The sequence below is a fragment of the uncultured Maricaulis sp. genome (assembly GCF_947259345.1).
Classification (GTDB): Bacteria; Pseudomonadota; Alphaproteobacteria; order Caulobacterales; family Maricaulaceae; genus Maricaulis.
This window is the reverse complement of record NZ_CAMYLS010000020.1, coordinates 54,533-69,025: the sequence shown is the minus strand read 5'-3', so window position 1 is coordinate 69,025 and position 14,493 is coordinate 54,533. Positions and strand designations below refer to the sequence as shown.

Annotated in this window: 12 protein-coding genes; 2 read left to right on the top strand and 10 right to left on the bottom strand. The window is 63.3% G+C overall.

Annotated features, from left to right (window positions below):
- Positions 1 to 8: 8 nt before the first annotated feature.
- Positions 9 to 1,661, bottom strand: coding sequence for a cytochrome-c oxidase, cbb3-type subunit I (ccoN, locus tag Q0X62_RS09705; RefSeq protein WP_297734725.1), 1,653 nt, complete (start codon positions 1,659 to 1,661; stop codon positions 9 to 11).
- A 258-nt stretch (positions 1,662 to 1,919) separates the two neighbouring features.
- Here ccoN and Q0X62_RS09700 point away from each other — a divergent pair, with 258 nt between their 5' ends.
- Complete coding sequence (locus tag Q0X62_RS09700) at positions 1,920 to 2,993, top strand: DUF2855 family protein (protein WP_297734722.1); 1,074 nt, start codon at positions 1,920 to 1,922, stop codon at positions 2,991 to 2,993.
- 19 nt (positions 2,994 to 3,012) lie between these two features.
- Here the strand turns inward: Q0X62_RS09700 and fsa are convergent, their stop codons facing one another.
- The 6 genes from fsa to Q0X62_RS09670 all read right to left on the bottom strand — a co-directional run bounded on the left by fsa (position 3,013) and on the right by Q0X62_RS09670 (position 7,482).
- Entirely contained in the window at positions 3,013 to 3,666 is a 654-nt protein-coding gene (gene fsa, locus Q0X62_RS09695; RefSeq protein WP_297734718.1) for a fructose-6-phosphate aldolase, read from the bottom strand.
- A gap of 89 nt (positions 3,667 to 3,755) precedes the next feature.
- Positions 3,756 to 5,030, bottom strand: a complete 1,275-nt coding sequence (locus tag Q0X62_RS09690; protein WP_297734715.1) for a threonine ammonia-lyase — start codon at positions 5,028 to 5,030, stop codon at positions 3,756 to 3,758.
- A gap of 305 nt (positions 5,031 to 5,335) precedes the next feature.
- Positions 5,336 to 5,905, bottom strand: coding sequence for a DUF4287 domain-containing protein (locus Q0X62_RS09685; protein ID WP_297734712.1), 570 nt, complete (start codon positions 5,903 to 5,905; stop codon positions 5,336 to 5,338).
- A gap of 2 nt (positions 5,906 to 5,907) precedes the next feature.
- Positions 5,908 to 6,501: an SRPBCC domain-containing protein gene (locus Q0X62_RS09680; protein WP_297734708.1), complete on the bottom strand. Its 594-nt coding sequence runs from the start codon at positions 6,499 to 6,501 to the stop codon at positions 5,908 to 5,910.
- Positions 6,498 to 6,887, bottom strand: a complete 390-nt coding sequence (locus tag Q0X62_RS09675; protein WP_297734705.1) for a metalloregulator ArsR/SmtB family transcription factor — start codon at positions 6,885 to 6,887, stop codon at positions 6,498 to 6,500. Before Q0X62_RS09675 ends, Q0X62_RS09680 begins: the two co-directional genes overlap by 4 nt.
- A 100-nt stretch (positions 6,888 to 6,987) precedes the next feature.
- Complete coding sequence (locus tag Q0X62_RS09670) at positions 6,988 to 7,482, bottom strand: hypothetical protein (protein WP_297734702.1); 495 nt, start codon at positions 7,480 to 7,482, stop codon at positions 6,988 to 6,990.
- A 214-nt stretch (positions 7,483 to 7,696) separates the two neighbouring features.
- Between Q0X62_RS09670 and Q0X62_RS09665 the strand changes: the two genes are divergently transcribed.
- On the top strand, positions 7,697 to 11,137 hold the full coding sequence (locus Q0X62_RS09665; protein ID WP_297734699.1) for a pyruvate carboxylase: 3,441 nt from the start codon (positions 7,697 to 7,699) through the stop codon (positions 11,135 to 11,137).
- 12 nt (positions 11,138 to 11,149) lie between these two features.
- On the opposite strand, the gene Q0X62_RS09660 is transcribed toward Q0X62_RS09665, so the two are convergent.
- Genes Q0X62_RS09660 through Q0X62_RS09650 form a run of 3 tightly spaced genes read right to left on the bottom strand, consistent with a single transcriptional unit; the run spans position 11,150 to position 14,460 of the window.
- Positions 11,150 to 12,112: an alpha/beta hydrolase gene (locus Q0X62_RS09660; RefSeq protein ID WP_297734696.1), complete on the bottom strand. Its 963-nt coding sequence runs from the start codon at positions 12,110 to 12,112 to the stop codon at positions 11,150 to 11,152.
- Between the two features lie 3 nt (positions 12,113 to 12,115).
- Entirely contained in the window at positions 12,116 to 12,970 is an 855-nt protein-coding gene (locus Q0X62_RS09655) for an SDR family oxidoreductase (protein WP_297734693.1), read from the bottom strand.
- Positions 12,967 to 14,460: an NAD(P)/FAD-dependent oxidoreductase gene (locus Q0X62_RS09650; RefSeq protein ID WP_297734691.1), complete on the bottom strand. Its 1,494-nt coding sequence runs from the start codon at positions 14,458 to 14,460 to the stop codon at positions 12,967 to 12,969. Before Q0X62_RS09650 ends, Q0X62_RS09655 begins: the two co-directional genes overlap by 4 nt.
- Positions 14,461 to 14,493 lie beyond the last annotated feature (33 nt).

Sequence of the window (14,493 nt, the reverse complement as noted above, 5' to 3'; positions counted from 1 at the left end):
GCGACCTCCTATTGCGCCGGTTCGAGTGCGGGCTGGGCGATGACGTTCTCGTCTTCCTCAACCTCGTCACTGCGAATGGTGCGGTACACATTGTAGACCATGATCAGGGCGCCAGCGAGGTAGAGCACCCCACCCACCGCGCGGATCACGTATGGAATGAACATGGCTTCGACGGTCTCCACGAAGGAGTATTCCAGGAAGCCGAGCGCGTCATAGGTGCGCCACCACAGGCCCTGAAGGATGCCGGCTGTCCACATCGAGGTGATGTAGAGCAGGATGCCGATCGTCGCGATCCAGAAGTGCCAGTCGACCAGCGCCTTGGAATACATGCCCTTGCGCTTCCACAGCCAGGGAACCAGGCAATAGAGCGCGCCGAAGGACACGAAACCGACCCAGCCGAGCGCACCGGAGTGCACGTGGCCGATGGTCCAGTCCGTATAGTGAGACAGCGCATTGACGGCGCGGATCGACATGACCGGGCCCTCAAAGGTCGACATGCCGTAGAAGGCGACCGACATGACCAGCATGCGGACCACCGGGTCGGTGCGCAGCTTGTCCCAGGCGCCCGAGAGCGTCATCAGCCCGTTGATCATCCCGCCCCAGGACGGCATCCACAGCATGATCGAGAAGGTCATGCCCAGCGTCTGCGCCCATTCCGGCAGCGCCGTATAGTGCAGATGGTGCGGGCCGGCCCAGATATAGATGAAGATCAGCGACCAGAAGTGGATGATCGACAGGCGATAGGAATAGACCGGTCGGTTCACCCGCTTGGGGATGAAGTAATACATGATCCCGAGGAAGCCGGCTGTGAGGAAGAAGCCGACCGCATTATGGCCATACCACCACTGAGTCAGGGCATCCTGTACGCCAGCGAAAAGCGAGTAGGACTGCGAACCCAGCCAGGACACAGGCATCGCCAGATTGTTTATCACATGCAGCAGGGCAATCGTGACGATGAAGGCCAGGTAGAACCAGTTGGCGACATAGATGTGCGGCTCTTTCCGCTTCCACAGCGTTGCCAGGAAGACGAGCAGATAGACCACCCAGACGAGGGTCAGCCAAATATCCGCATACCATTCCGGCTCGGCGTATTCCTTGCCTTGCGTGATCCCGATCAGATAGCCCGAAGCGGCAACCAGGATGAAGAATTGATAGCCCCAGAACACGAACCACGGCCAGATCCCGCCGGCAATGCGCGTCCGGCAGGTCCGCTGGACCACATAGAAGGACGTTGCGATCAGCACATTGCCGCCAAAGGCGAAGATCACCGCCGACGTATGCAACGGACGCAGCCGACCGAAATTGGTAAAGCCGAAGGCCTCGATATTGAGGACCGGGAAAGCCAACTGGAAGGCGATAACCACCCCAACCAGAAGTCCGGCCACACCCCAGAATAGCGAGGCAATAACGCCAGCCTTTATGAGGTTTTCATTGTACTCGCGCTCGTCAGTGACAACGCCGCCGCCGGCGATCGAGCCGACCAGCAGGAATATCCCTGTGAGGAAACCGCCGAGAATCAGCCAGGACTGACCTCGCATGGCAGCGTCCGGCGCATAGGCAGCCGCAAAGAGCGACCACATGGCACCGAGTACGGTGATGAGAAGAACGATGGCTGTGCTTGGGTCGGAACCCGCCCGCTTCAGCCCTTGAGCGGATATCATGTGCGCCCCCGGAGATTGGCTTTCATGGTCCGGGTGTAACGCAGTTCTCCCCAAAATATCTATGGCAATTTGTCACGTGCGACAATGCGGACCTGCGCTACATCCTTGAGGCGAGCCTAACACGCTTCAGGCCCGCGTTAAGAGACAAGTTTCGCCTCGCATAAATTCTTCCACTCACCCTTGCGGGTTGATCCCTTGCCGGAACCCGTCAACTCTCCCGGCACAGGCCGCACAGACAGCCGCCAACGGGAGAGATCGATGAATTGGGCCCTGTCCATTGACCGCAAGACCATTACCGATGTGCAGCTTGTCGAGGAAGCGCCGCGCGCCCTCGAAGACGGCGAGGCGCGTCTTGCCGTGCACAGCTTTGCGCTGACCGCCAACAACATCACCTATGCCGCTTTCGGCGATGCCATGCGCTATTGGGATTTCTTCCCGGGCGCCGATGGACGTTGCCGCTTGCCGGTCTGGGGATTCGCCGATGTCGCGGAAAGCCGCGTTGACGGCCTGACCGAGGGAGAGCGGATTTACGGCTATTTCCCCGCCGGCGCCGAGCTCATTGTCCAGCCGGGCAAGATCAGTCCCGGGGCATTTGTCGACCTGGCACCGCACCGCGCCGAATTGCCGCCAGCCTACAATAACTATGTCCGCTGCAGCGCCGACCCCGGCTGGACCGCAGACGCAGAGCCGGCCCAGATGGTGTTGCAGCCTCTCTTCATCACCGCCTGGTTGCTCGATTTCTTCCTGCGCGACCCGGACAACGGATTCACCGACGCGCCGGTCCTCTTGACCAGTGCTTCGAGCAAAACGGCTATTGCCCTCGCCTTCGCCCTCAAGGCCGGCGGCGGGCGTCACGCCATCGGCCTGACCTCGTCCCGCAATCGCGGCTTTGTTGACGGACTTGGGCTCTATGACGCGATCGCGACCTATGATGCGATCGACACGCTCGCGACCGAAACACCGGCGGTGATTGTCGACTTCGCTGGCGATGCCAATGTGAACCGTGCGCTGCATACCCATCTGGCGGGAAAGCTCGCCGGCAATATCCGGGTCGGCGGCGCCCATTGGGATCACTCCGCCCCGTCGCGCGACCTGCCCCCGCCCAAGCCGCAATTCTTCTTCGCGCCCGATGCCGCCCGAACCTTGATCAAGGCGTGGGGGCCGGAAGTCTTCGACCAGCGCTACAAGGCCGCCTGGCGCAAATTCGCCGCGGCTGCGTCGGATTATTTCAACTTCCGCAATGCCGAAGGTGGCGAGGGCGCACTGCGCGTCTATCGCGCGCTTCTGGACGGGCAGTCCTCGCCCCGCGACGGGATGACGATTACAGCGTGATCGGGACCGCCCGGACCGGTCAGAGAATACTCTGACCGGTCTTCTGCCAATCGCTCATGAAGGCCTCCAGACCCTTGTCGGTGAGCTGGTGCTTGACCAGATCCTTAAGGACGGAGGGCGGCACGGTGGCGACGTCGGCGCCGATCAGTGCGCATTGCTGGACATGATCGGCCGAACGGATCGAGGCGGCCAGGATCTGGGTGTCGAAGCCATAATTGTCGAAGACAGTGCGCAAATTGGCGATCAGCTCCATGCCATCGACGCCGAGATCGTCCAGTCGGCCGATGAAGGGCGAGACATAGGTCGCGCCGGCCTTGGCCGCCAGCAAGCCCTGATTGGCCGAGAAGCAGAGCGTCACATTGGTCTGGATATTGGCCGCGGTGAGCGCCTGGCAGGCTTTCAGCCCTTCAAAGGTCAGCGGCAGCTTGACCACCACATTATCGGCCAGCTCGGCCAGCTTCTTGCCTTCGGCGATCATGGCCGGTGCTTCGAGCGCGGTGACCTCGGCGCTGACCGGGCCGTCGATCAGATCACAGATTTCCTTGACCACTTCGAGGAAGTCGCGGCCGGACTTGGCGATCAGCGAGGGATTGGTCGTGACGCCATCCACAAGACCGGCCTCGGCCAGCTCGGCGATTTCGGATGTTTCGGCGGTATCGACAAAGAATTTCATGATGCTCTCCTCGCGGGCGGTCGTGATGGGCGGTCCCGTTACCGGTAACCGCCGGATATGACATTTCAAAGCGGGTTGGACAGGAAATCTCAGTAGCCGGCGAGCTCGACCCGGAATCCGGCCGTCTGCAACGCACCGCGGATACGGTCCATATGGGCGCTGTCCTGGGCCTCCAGCGAGATGTCGATATAGGTCACCTTGGCCGGCAGGTCCGAGAAGGTCTTGTGATAGGCGACATCCGTCACATTGCCCTCGGCGCGGGAGATGATGTCGGACACGGCGGACAATTGCCCCGGCACATCCACCAGCTCGATCCGGAATCGCGCCAGACGGTGCGAGCGCGCCAGATCGCGCAGCAGGAGCGAGGACAGGAGCCGCGTGTCGACATTGCCGCCGGACAGGACCAGCCCGACCCGCTTGCCGGCAAAGCGCTCGGGATGGGCGAGCACAGCCGCCAGGCCCACCGCGCCGGCGCCTTCGGGCAGGACCCGCATCTGAGAGATGAAAAGATTGAGCGCCCGCTCGATCTGGCGCTCATCGACCAGAAGAACATCATCGAGAAGGTCCATGAGGAGGCGGCTGGTCAGCCCGCCCGGTTCGCGAACGGCAATGCCCTCGGCGAGGGTAAAACCGCCGACCGGCCGGTCCTCGCCATGATACCGGTTGGCGAAAGCCGGGAAGAGGTCGGACTGGACACCGACCAGGTCGATATCCGGATTGATCCGCCGCGCCGCGAGCCCTGCGCCGGCCGCCAGTCCGCCGCCACCAACCGGAAAGACCAGAACGTCCAGATCGGGCTGGTCCTCCAGCATTTCCATGGCCAGCGTGCCCTGCCCGGCCAGCACCACCGGGTCATCAAACGGGTGGATGAAGACTGCGCCACCGGTCTCTGCCTCTTGCATGGCAAGCGCCTTGGCGGCATCGAAATCATCTCCGGCGATCTCGACCTCGGCGCCGAGCGCGCGGGTCGCATGCACTTTCACCATGGGCGTGCCGATCGGCATGAAGATGCGCGCCCGGATCCTCATCGCGGCGGCACTGCGGGCGACGCCCTGGGCGTGATTACCGGCGGAGGCCGCCACGACGCCGCGCGCGCGCTCCTCCGGGCTGAGTGCAGCCAGCCGGGCAAAGGCGCCGCGCTCCTTGAAAGAGCCGGTCACCTGGAGGTTTTCCAGCTTCACAAACAGCTCGCAGCCGGCAACATCCGACAGGCCGGGTGAGGCAATCAACGGCGCGCGCAAGATGCCGCCAAACCCGTTCGCACGCAGCTGGTCGACATGGGCAAAGGCCGCCTCGACGGCGGCGTCCAGGCCATCCGCGACGCTCGGCGCGTCCATCATAAGTGTTTGGGCAGATCGGGACATGGCGGGTCTCCGGCAGACCGCACAGAAAAAACCCCGCTCCTGACGTCAGAAGCGGGGTGAAACTGCACGATACCTAGTAAAGGGGTCAGGTCGTGGCTGTCATCGCTCCAGACGGCGCTATGACGATAATAATCGAAATAAGCGGAAAGCGAGCAGCCATGGCCGCGCGAACGGCTTGCAGGCCGGCGCGCTCATTCTGCACGATTTTGCTCAAACCCAGGCGCATAACGCCGCTCTCCAACAAAATTTCACCGACACCATGCCGAAGCCCGGCAATCCTGTCCAGCGCTTATACGGGCTTCAGCTCAGCCAGCGGCGTCATAGGCCCGTTTGAGCCAGGCGATGACCTCGGCATCCACGACATCCACGCCTTCGAGCCGGACCCGATGTGTGCACATGGCGTTGAAAGAGCCGGACGCTTCCAGCCGCCCGGCTGGCGCGACGCCCTTCAGATTGAGACCCAGATCCACCCGCGTCTTGGTGGACGGCTGAATGAGACCAAACTGCTTGGCCCGGCGTAGCGAGACATAGGCCTTCTTGGGCGCCAGCTCGACATCATCGCCAAATCCGGTCGCGGCCCCTGTCAGCGCCTCATAAATTGGACGCAAGCCCGCCTTCGCGCCAGCATATTGCGCGTCGAGGAGATCCGTGCCGGCGGCCGGGGCGGAGACGACCCCGCCCCTCGCCTCGTGCGCCACCAGATTGGCGAATCCGTGCGTCATGCCGTGCTCGGTCTTGAGCAACCTGACCATCTCGCCATGCTTTTCCAGCCCGCTCGCCTTGACGATGGCGACCCAGTCGCCAAGCGGCTTGCCGGTCTTCTCCGGCATGTTGGCGATCATGGACCGCGCCATGTCTTCCGGGGATGCAGCCATGATCAGGCCTCCTCAGCGGCTTGAGAGACTTCGGACAGGTCCGGCGCCCGCTCCAGCGGCCAGTTGCTCGACAGCGCTGCCTTGGGCGTCATCGGCGCCATCAGCGAGAACATGAAGAGCATCATGCGCCCGCCCATCGTGGCCTTGCCGGTCTCGACCAGCGCCTTGAGATTCTCGCAGATGAATTTCGCGCCCTGCGCCATCTGCTTCTCGGACTTGGAGACCGGATCGGAGGCGGCGTGTTCATTGATCAAGGTGAACTCCACACCGTCATCCACCGGCTTCAGGACATAGCGCACGATCGAGACCGGATCGTCGGACGTCGTGAAGCGGAAGGTGTGGGCATAGCGGTGCGGCGGTTCGAACTCGATCACCTTGCCCATCACCAGGGTGTGCTTGCCATCCGGCGTCCGCATGGCAAAGGCCGCGCCCTCGCCCAGACCGGGCGTGTCGTACTGACCGTTGAAGAAGAAGGGCATGGGCCGGTCGGTGCGGATCAGCTCCGACCAGACCTGGTCGATACTGGCCTTGATGATGACCCGGTACATCGAGGTCCTCACCTCGCCGGGCAGGTGTTTGGCAATCGCGTCTGTCATGATGGCTCCCCAGTCTTTTGAGCGTCGGTCTCCGCCTCATCATCGCGGCCCTCACGAGCCCGTCTCTGTTCGGCGAGATGTTTGATATCCAGCATGCGGCCGGCCCACAGGCCCGAGTATTCACTCGACCAGCGATCATGGATCATCTGGATCGGCACGGCATTCATGTAGAGGTGGCGGGTCCGGCCGCGCTTGTCGGAAATGATCAGGCCCGCCTCCTCCAATACGGAGAGATGGCGCATGACCGCGACCCGGCTGACATCAAAGCGCTGCGCAACCGCGCCGACCGAGAGCCCCGGATCATTGCGGACGATGTCCAGCATCTCCCGCCGCGTCGCGCTGGCGAGGGCCTGAAAGACCGCATCCATGGATTCCGGAGACATCATCTTGACCACCTCATGTAATGAATACATTACCTATTCAGGCGCGAAGCGCAAGTGAAAACAGGTCAGCATGAAAATGATGAGGAATTATAACCGCTTTACGTTACTGATTGACGGCGATCTGGTTCGCGCGATCGCTCGCGCATGGCGCCAAACGCCCATACAGGCGCGGGGTGGCCAGGACCGGCACCCCATCGACCTCGCGCGCAATCAGCTCAAGATGCAGAAAACGCCGGCTGCCGGCCTCGAAACGTGCCCGGTAGGTGTCGCGCAGGCGGACCATGCCACCCTCGGCCTGCGGGTCGGATCGGCGATAGGTCCAGACCAGGCCTGTGATCCGGTCGAGCCCGCCGGCCTCGCCCGCCCTCGTCCGGGTCAGCGACCGCACGAGCCCTTCGCCTTCGGCATCGGGATTGCCATCCCGCAGCGAGGTCAGGCGACTGCCCTCGATCCGGACAGTATCAGCAAGGCCATCGCAGGCACGCCCGGCATCCCAGCCCCAGAGACCGTCGGCCAGCAAGCGGTCATCCTTGTCCTGACGCGGCACGCAGGCGGCCAGCGCCACACAAATCAGGGCCAGACCAAGCCAGTACCGCATGAACACCTCCGATCCTGCAGCAAGGATGGAGGCGGCCACGCCGACCCACCATCCCCGAAACCGGGGACTCTTGCCGCGGACCTGAAAACCCGTCACCCTCTCCTTTCGCAGTGCAACATTTCGCTTCCATCACCCGCGCGAAACGGATTGAATGGTAACGTTACCAGCGCGCTGACCGGCGCGCGCCACCCCTGACCTGAACGGGAGACGCCGCGTGCCCACCGAAAAAATCCTCGTCGCCAATCGCAGTGAAATCGCCATCCGCATCATGCGGGCCGCCACCGAGCTCGGCCTGCGCACGGTCGCGGTCTATGCGGAAGAGGACAAGCTGGCGCTGCACCGGTTCAAGGCGGATGAGAGCTATCGGGTGGGGGCCGGCCTCGGTCCGGTGAAAGCCTATCTCGATATCGACGGGATCATCGCGATCGCCAAAAAGTGCGGCGCGACGCTGATCCATCCCGGCTATGGCTTCCTGTCGGAAAATCCCGACTTCGCCGAAGCCTGTGCCGCGGCCGGGCTGACCTTTGTCGGTCCCTCCCCCGAGGTCATGAAATCCCTGGGCAACAAGGTCGCCGCCCGCAATATGGCGGTCGAGGCCGATGTCCCGGTCGTGCCGGCGACCGGCCCCCTGCCCGACGGCGAAGACGACTGGGCGAAGTTGGCTGGCGAGGTCGGCTATCCGCTCATGCTGAAGGCCAGCTGGGGCGGCGGCGGACGCGGCATGCGGGTGATCGAGGATGCTGACCAGCTGCACGACCAGGCCAGGGCCGGACGGCGCGAGGCCGAAGCCGCCTTCGGCAATGGCGAGGTCTATCTGGAGAAATTGATCCGCAAGGCGCGTCATATCGAGGTCCAGATCCTCGGCGACAGTCATGGCAATCTCGTCCACCTCTACGAGCGCGACTGCACGGTCCAGAGGCGCAATCAGAAAGTTGTCGAACGCGCGCCGGCGCCAGACATGGCCGAAGACACCCGCTCCGCCATCTGCGACGCCGCCCTGCGCCTGGTGCGCCATGCCGGCTATTGCGGCGCCGGGACAGTGGAATTCCTGCTCGATGCCGAGACCGGGAAATTCTACTTCATCGAGGTCAATCCGCGCGTCCAGGTCGAGCATACCGTGACCGAGGAAGTCACCGGCATCGACATTGTGAGGGCCCAGATACAGATCGCCCGTGGTGGCCATATCGGGGTGGAGAGCGAAACCGGCGTTCCCGAACAATCAAAGATCACCCTGCATGGTCACGCCCTGCAATGCCGCGTCACCACGGAAGACCCGCAGAACAACTTCACCCCGGATTATGGCCGCATCACCGCCTATCGCGGCGCCACCGGTTTCGGCATCCGGCTGGATGGCGGCACCGCCTATTCCGGTGCCGTGATCACCCGCTATTTCGACAGTCTGCTGGAGAAGGTCACAGCCTGGGCCGCCACGCCGGAAGAAGCCGTGCGTCGGATGGACCGGGCCTTGCGCGAGTTTCGCATCCGCGGCGTCTCGACCAATATCGCCTTCCTGGAAAACGTCATCAATCACCCGGACTTCGTCTCCGGCGACATCACCACCCGCTTCATCGACACGACGCCAGCCCTGTTTGACTTTCCCAAGCGCCGCGACCGGGCCACGCGCCTGCTCGGCTTCATCGCCGACGTCTCGGTCAACGGGAATCCCGAAGTCGCCGGACGCCCATCCCCGCCGGACCATGCCGCCATCCCGGTACCCCCGGCGAGCACCGGCAAGGCGCCGGACGGCACCAAGCAATTGCTCGATCGGCTCGGCCCCGAAGGCTTTCGCGACTGGATGCTGGCCCAGGAGCGCGTGCTGATCACCGACACCACGATGCGCGATGGTCACCAGTCCCTGCTGGCAACCCGCATGCGCTCGCACGACATGGTCACCGTGTCGGAAGCCTATGCCGAACATCTCTCCCGGCTCTTCTCGGTCGAGTGCTGGGGCGGCGCGACCTTCGACGTCGCCCTGCGCTTCCTGAAAGAGGACAGCTGGGACCGTCTCGCCGATCTGCGCCAGCGCATGCCCAATGTCATGCTCCAGATGCTGCTGCGCGCTTCCAACGCGGTGGGCTACACCAACTACCCGGACAATGCGGTCGACCTCTTTGTCCGCCAGGCGGCCGAGACCGGGATCGATGTCTTCCGTGTCTTCGACAGTCTCAACTGGGCGGAGAACATGAAAGTGGCGATGGAGTCGGTGCTCAAGACCGACCGGCTGTGCGAGGCGGCGATCTGCTATACTGGCGATCTGGGTCATGCCGACCGGCCGAAATACCAGCTCGACTATTATCTCGGCCTGGCCCGCGAACTGAAATCCGCCGGCGCCCACATCATCGGCATCAAGGACATGGCCGGCCTGTGCCGTCCAGCCCAGATCCGCACGCTCGTGAAAGCGCTGAAAGACGAGACCGGCCTGCCGATCCATTATCACACGCATGACACGTCCGGCATTGCCGCGGCGACCGTCCTTGCCGCCTGTGAGGCGGGGGCTGATGCGGTCGATGCGGCGATGGACAGCTTCTCCGGCCTCACTTCCCAGCCCAATCTCGGCTCCATCGTCACCGCCCTGGGCGACACGCCGCGCGACAGCGGGATCGACCCGGCGGTGATCCGCCGCTTCTCGGACTATTGGGAGGATGTGCGCACACAATACGCCGCCTTCGAGCCCGACCTGCGGGCCGGCGCATCCGAGGTCTATCTGCACGAAATGCCGGGCGGTCAGTTCACGAATCTCAAGGAACAGGCGCGCTCAATGGGGCTGGCCGAGCGCTGGCATGACGTCGCCAAGATGTATGCCGCCGTGAACATGATGTTCGGCGATATCGTCAAGGTAACGCCCTCCTCCAAGGTCGTCGGTGACATGGCGCTCTACATGGTCTCCTCCGGCCTGACGCCCGAGGATGTGCTGGATCCGGCGACCGAGATCAATTTCCCGGACAGCGTGATCGGCCTCCTGCGCGGCGATCTGGGTCAACCGCCGGGCGGCTGGCCCCCGGCCCTGCAGGCCAAGGCGCTCAAGGGTGAAAAACCCAGTACGGAACGTCCCGGCAAACATCTGGACCCGGTCGATTTCGACGCTGTGCGCCAAACCATCAAGGGGCATGGCGAGCGCGAGGTGAATGACAATGACCTCTGCTCGGCCATCATGTATCCCAAGGTCTTCGCCAATTACGAGGACCACCGCCGCGAATTCGGACGGGTCGACCGACTGCCCACGCCGGTCTTCTTCTATGGCATGGAGCCGGGCGAGGAGATCTCGGTCGATATCGATCCGGGCAAGGCGCTCAATATCCGCCTGATGGCGACCGGCGAGCCGAATGACCATGGCGAGCGGGAAGTCTTCTTTGAGCTCAATGGTCAGCCGCGTGTGGTCCGCGTCGATGACAAGTCGGTCGCCTCAACCGTGGTCGCAAACGAAAAGGCCGACATGGCCAATGCGGCGCATATCCCCGCCCCCATGCCCGGCCTGATTGCCACGATCGCCGCGAAGGAAGGCGAGGCCGTCAAGGCGGGCGAACTCCTGATGACCCTGGAAGCGATGAAGATGGAAACCTCGATCACCGCGCCGCAAGCCGGCACAGTGAAAAGGCTGCCTGTCGGTGCGGGCACCCAGGTTGATGCCAAGGATTTGTTGGCTGTGGTGGAGTGAGGGTCGAGGGGCCTAGCTGACGCGTCCGGCCATGCGCTCGATGAAGATCTGCAGGCGCTCCGGCTCAATGACCAGCGGCATGTGACCGCGCGCGCCCATCGTCTCGACATCCGCGTCGGGCAGCGCCGCGGTCAGGGCCGCGATCTGCTCCGGCGCCGAGAGGATGCGGTCCTCCATGCCGTAGAACAGGCCGACCGGTACCGAGATGTCTGCCAGGCGCGCAGTGATGCCACCCATGTCGATACCCACAGCATGCATGTCGGTTGCGGCCGCGTAGAATGCGTTCGGACGCAGCGACAGCAGGCCACCGCCCCTGAAGCGGAAATCCTCCGGCGCGGCATCCGGTCCGAAGACAATGGCCAGCGTCTTGGCGCCATTTCGGATCGACATCGGGATGGCCAGCGTCTCGGCGATGAAGCGGCGCGTGCCCGGATTGGCGACATTGATGCCGGCAAAGGCCTCGGACGGGGTTTGCGGTGCCGTGATGAGGGCCGAGACCAGGGCCAGCCCGCCAACCTGATCGGCATGGTTCAGCGCCAGAGCCAGCGACACCGCGCCGCCCAGAGAATGGCCAACCAGGAGCGGCTTTTCGATACCCTCCTTGGCCAGCATTTCAGCGATCATCCGGGCCTGTTCGGGAATGCGCGCCTGCTCATCACTGTCACGCTCGGACCAGCCACATCCGGGGCGGTCGATAGCAATGGCGCGGTAACCGGCCTCGGCCAGTCGATCCATCATCGCATAGGAGAAATTATGCAGATTTCCGGCAAGGCCGTGGATCATCACGACCGGCTTGCCCTCACCCTTTTCGACCCAGTGCAGCCGTCCGCCGTCGACCTCGGTGAAATGCCCTTTCGGCGGGATCGCGGCGGACGCCTTGGCCGCGACCGCGTGCGAAAAGCGCCAGGCCACGAGAAGACCGACAAGAAGAAGCAACATAATGCCGCCAATGATGGACAGGATGATGGTGAGCATGAACTACCCCTTTGACGGCGCCTTGGAACCGGACCGGCGCGCGCCGACCATGGATTGCATGAGAGACCAGTAGCGGGTCGGAAACAGGCGCTCGAGCCACATCATGGTATGGGCGTCCCGACCAACGAAGATGCGCGGTTTCCTGCGCGCCACCCCGTCCAGAATGATGCGAGCAGCCTCGGCCGGTGGCATGACCAGCAAGCGCTGGGTCTGCTTCTTGGCGGCGGCAATCTCGGCCTCGCTCGCACCCGGCGGGGGTTTGGCACTGGCGGCGATATTGGTGGAGACACCGCCGGGATGGACCGTGGTCACGCTGATCGAAGACCCGGCGAGCTCGTGGCGCAAGGCATTGGAAAACCCCTTCACTCCGAACTTGGCCGTCGAATAGGCCGCCTGTCCCGCCGGCGCGACAATCCCGAAAATACTGGAAACATTGACGATATGCGCCTCGTCAACCGCCCGCAGGCGAGGCAGGAAAGCGCGGGTCATTCGGATGACGCCGTAGAGATTGATGTCGAGAAGGCGTTCGAAATCGGCCATGTCGACCTCCTCGAACAGCCCGCCCAGTGCAATACCGGCATTATTGATCAGGAGATGGATGGGTTCACCGGCCGCTTCGACGGCTTTGGCGAGCCCCGTGATGGCCGCCGCATCCGCCATATCCACGACATGCGTTGCGACAGCATGACCCGACTGGCGCAGGGGCTCGGCCACCGCCTCCAGGCCTTCGGCATTGATATCGGCAAGGATGAGATGCGCCCCGCGTGCCGCAAGTTCCGCCGCCAGCGCCGCGCCAATCCCGCTCGCTGCACCGGTGACCAGGGCCGTGCGCCCGGCATACCCAAAACGCCCGCTCATTCCGCCGCCGCCTTCATGGCTTCATCGGAAACCGGATCCGGTGCCCGCGAGAAGTTCATGTAACCATCCTCGAGCTTTCCGAAGCGGATGGTGAGCATGTCCTGGACATAGTTCTGATAGGTCTTCCAGGGCGCGCGATCGCCCTGTTTGGGCAGGTGCGCGATGGCGCGCTGGACGTAGCCGGACGAGAAATTCAACAAGGGTTCCGGCGTGATATCATCCGGCACTTGCGGCACCGCGATATCGGTGCCGGTCTTTTTCATATGGTTGAGCATGCGGCAAACGCGTTCGCAGGTCAGATCCACTTTCAGCGTCCAGGACGCATTGGTATAGCCGAACGCCAGCGCCAGATTGGGCACCTCGCCCAGCATCATGCCGCGATAGGTATAGAGGTCAGCCGGGTCGACCCCCTCACCATCGAGCGAGATTTGCGCTGCACCGGCCAGCTGCATTTCCAGACCGGTCGCCGGGACGATGATGTCCGCCTCGATATGCTCGCCTGAGGCCAGCTGGATGCCGGTCTCGGTGAAGCGCTCGATCTGGTCAGTGACGATGTCCGCCTTGCCCGATTTCAGCGCCTGGAAAAAGTCGCCATCCGGCGCCAGGCAGAAACGCTGGTCCCAGGGGTTGTAACTGGGCGTGAAATGCTTCTCGACGTCGAAGCCCTCGCCCAGCTCGTCCTTCACCGCCTTGATCACCGCCTTCTTCACAAAGCCCGGCCAGCGCTGGGAGAGCTGGTAAACATAGATGGCCAGGCCGATATTCTTGATCCGCGCCAGAAGGTAGGCGAGCTTCGCGGGCAAGGCCTTGCGCAGGGTCTCCGCGATCGCATCGCGGGAGGGGCGCGCGGCGATATAGGTCGGTGAGCGCTGCAGCATCGTCACGTGGCCCGCGGTCTCGGCCATGGCGGGAACCAGGGTCACCGCGGTCGCGCCGGAGCCGATGATCACCACTTTCTTGCCGGCATAATCCAGTTCGCTGTCCCAGTGCTGGGGATGCGCGATCGCGCCCTTGAAGTCCTCATAGCCGGCGAATTCCGGCAGATAGCCTTGCGAATAGCGGTAATAGCCGGAACACAGCATGACGAAGCGCGCGGTGAAAACCTGCTCTGCCCCGTTTGCATCCTTCGCCGTGACCTGCCAACGCGCCGTGGCGCTGTCCCAATTGGCCGAGACCACCGTGTGACCAAAATGGATATGGCGGTCGATCCCGTTCTCGCTGGCCGTATCGCGCACATATTGGCGGATCGACGGCCCATCCGCGAAGGCTTTGCCGCCGGTCCAGGGACGGAAGGCATAGCCGAATGTGTACATGTCGCTATCCGATCGGATACCGGGATAGCGAAACAAGTCCCAGGTCCCGCCGATCGCATCACGTGCCTCGAGAATGGCATAGCTGCGGCCGGGACAGCGCGTCTGCAGGTGATAGGCCGCGCCAATACCGGACAGGCCAGCCCCGACTATCAGGACATCAAGATCGTGATCGGACATGCTTCCTCCGTACCGCATCTTCGGCCGACCCGA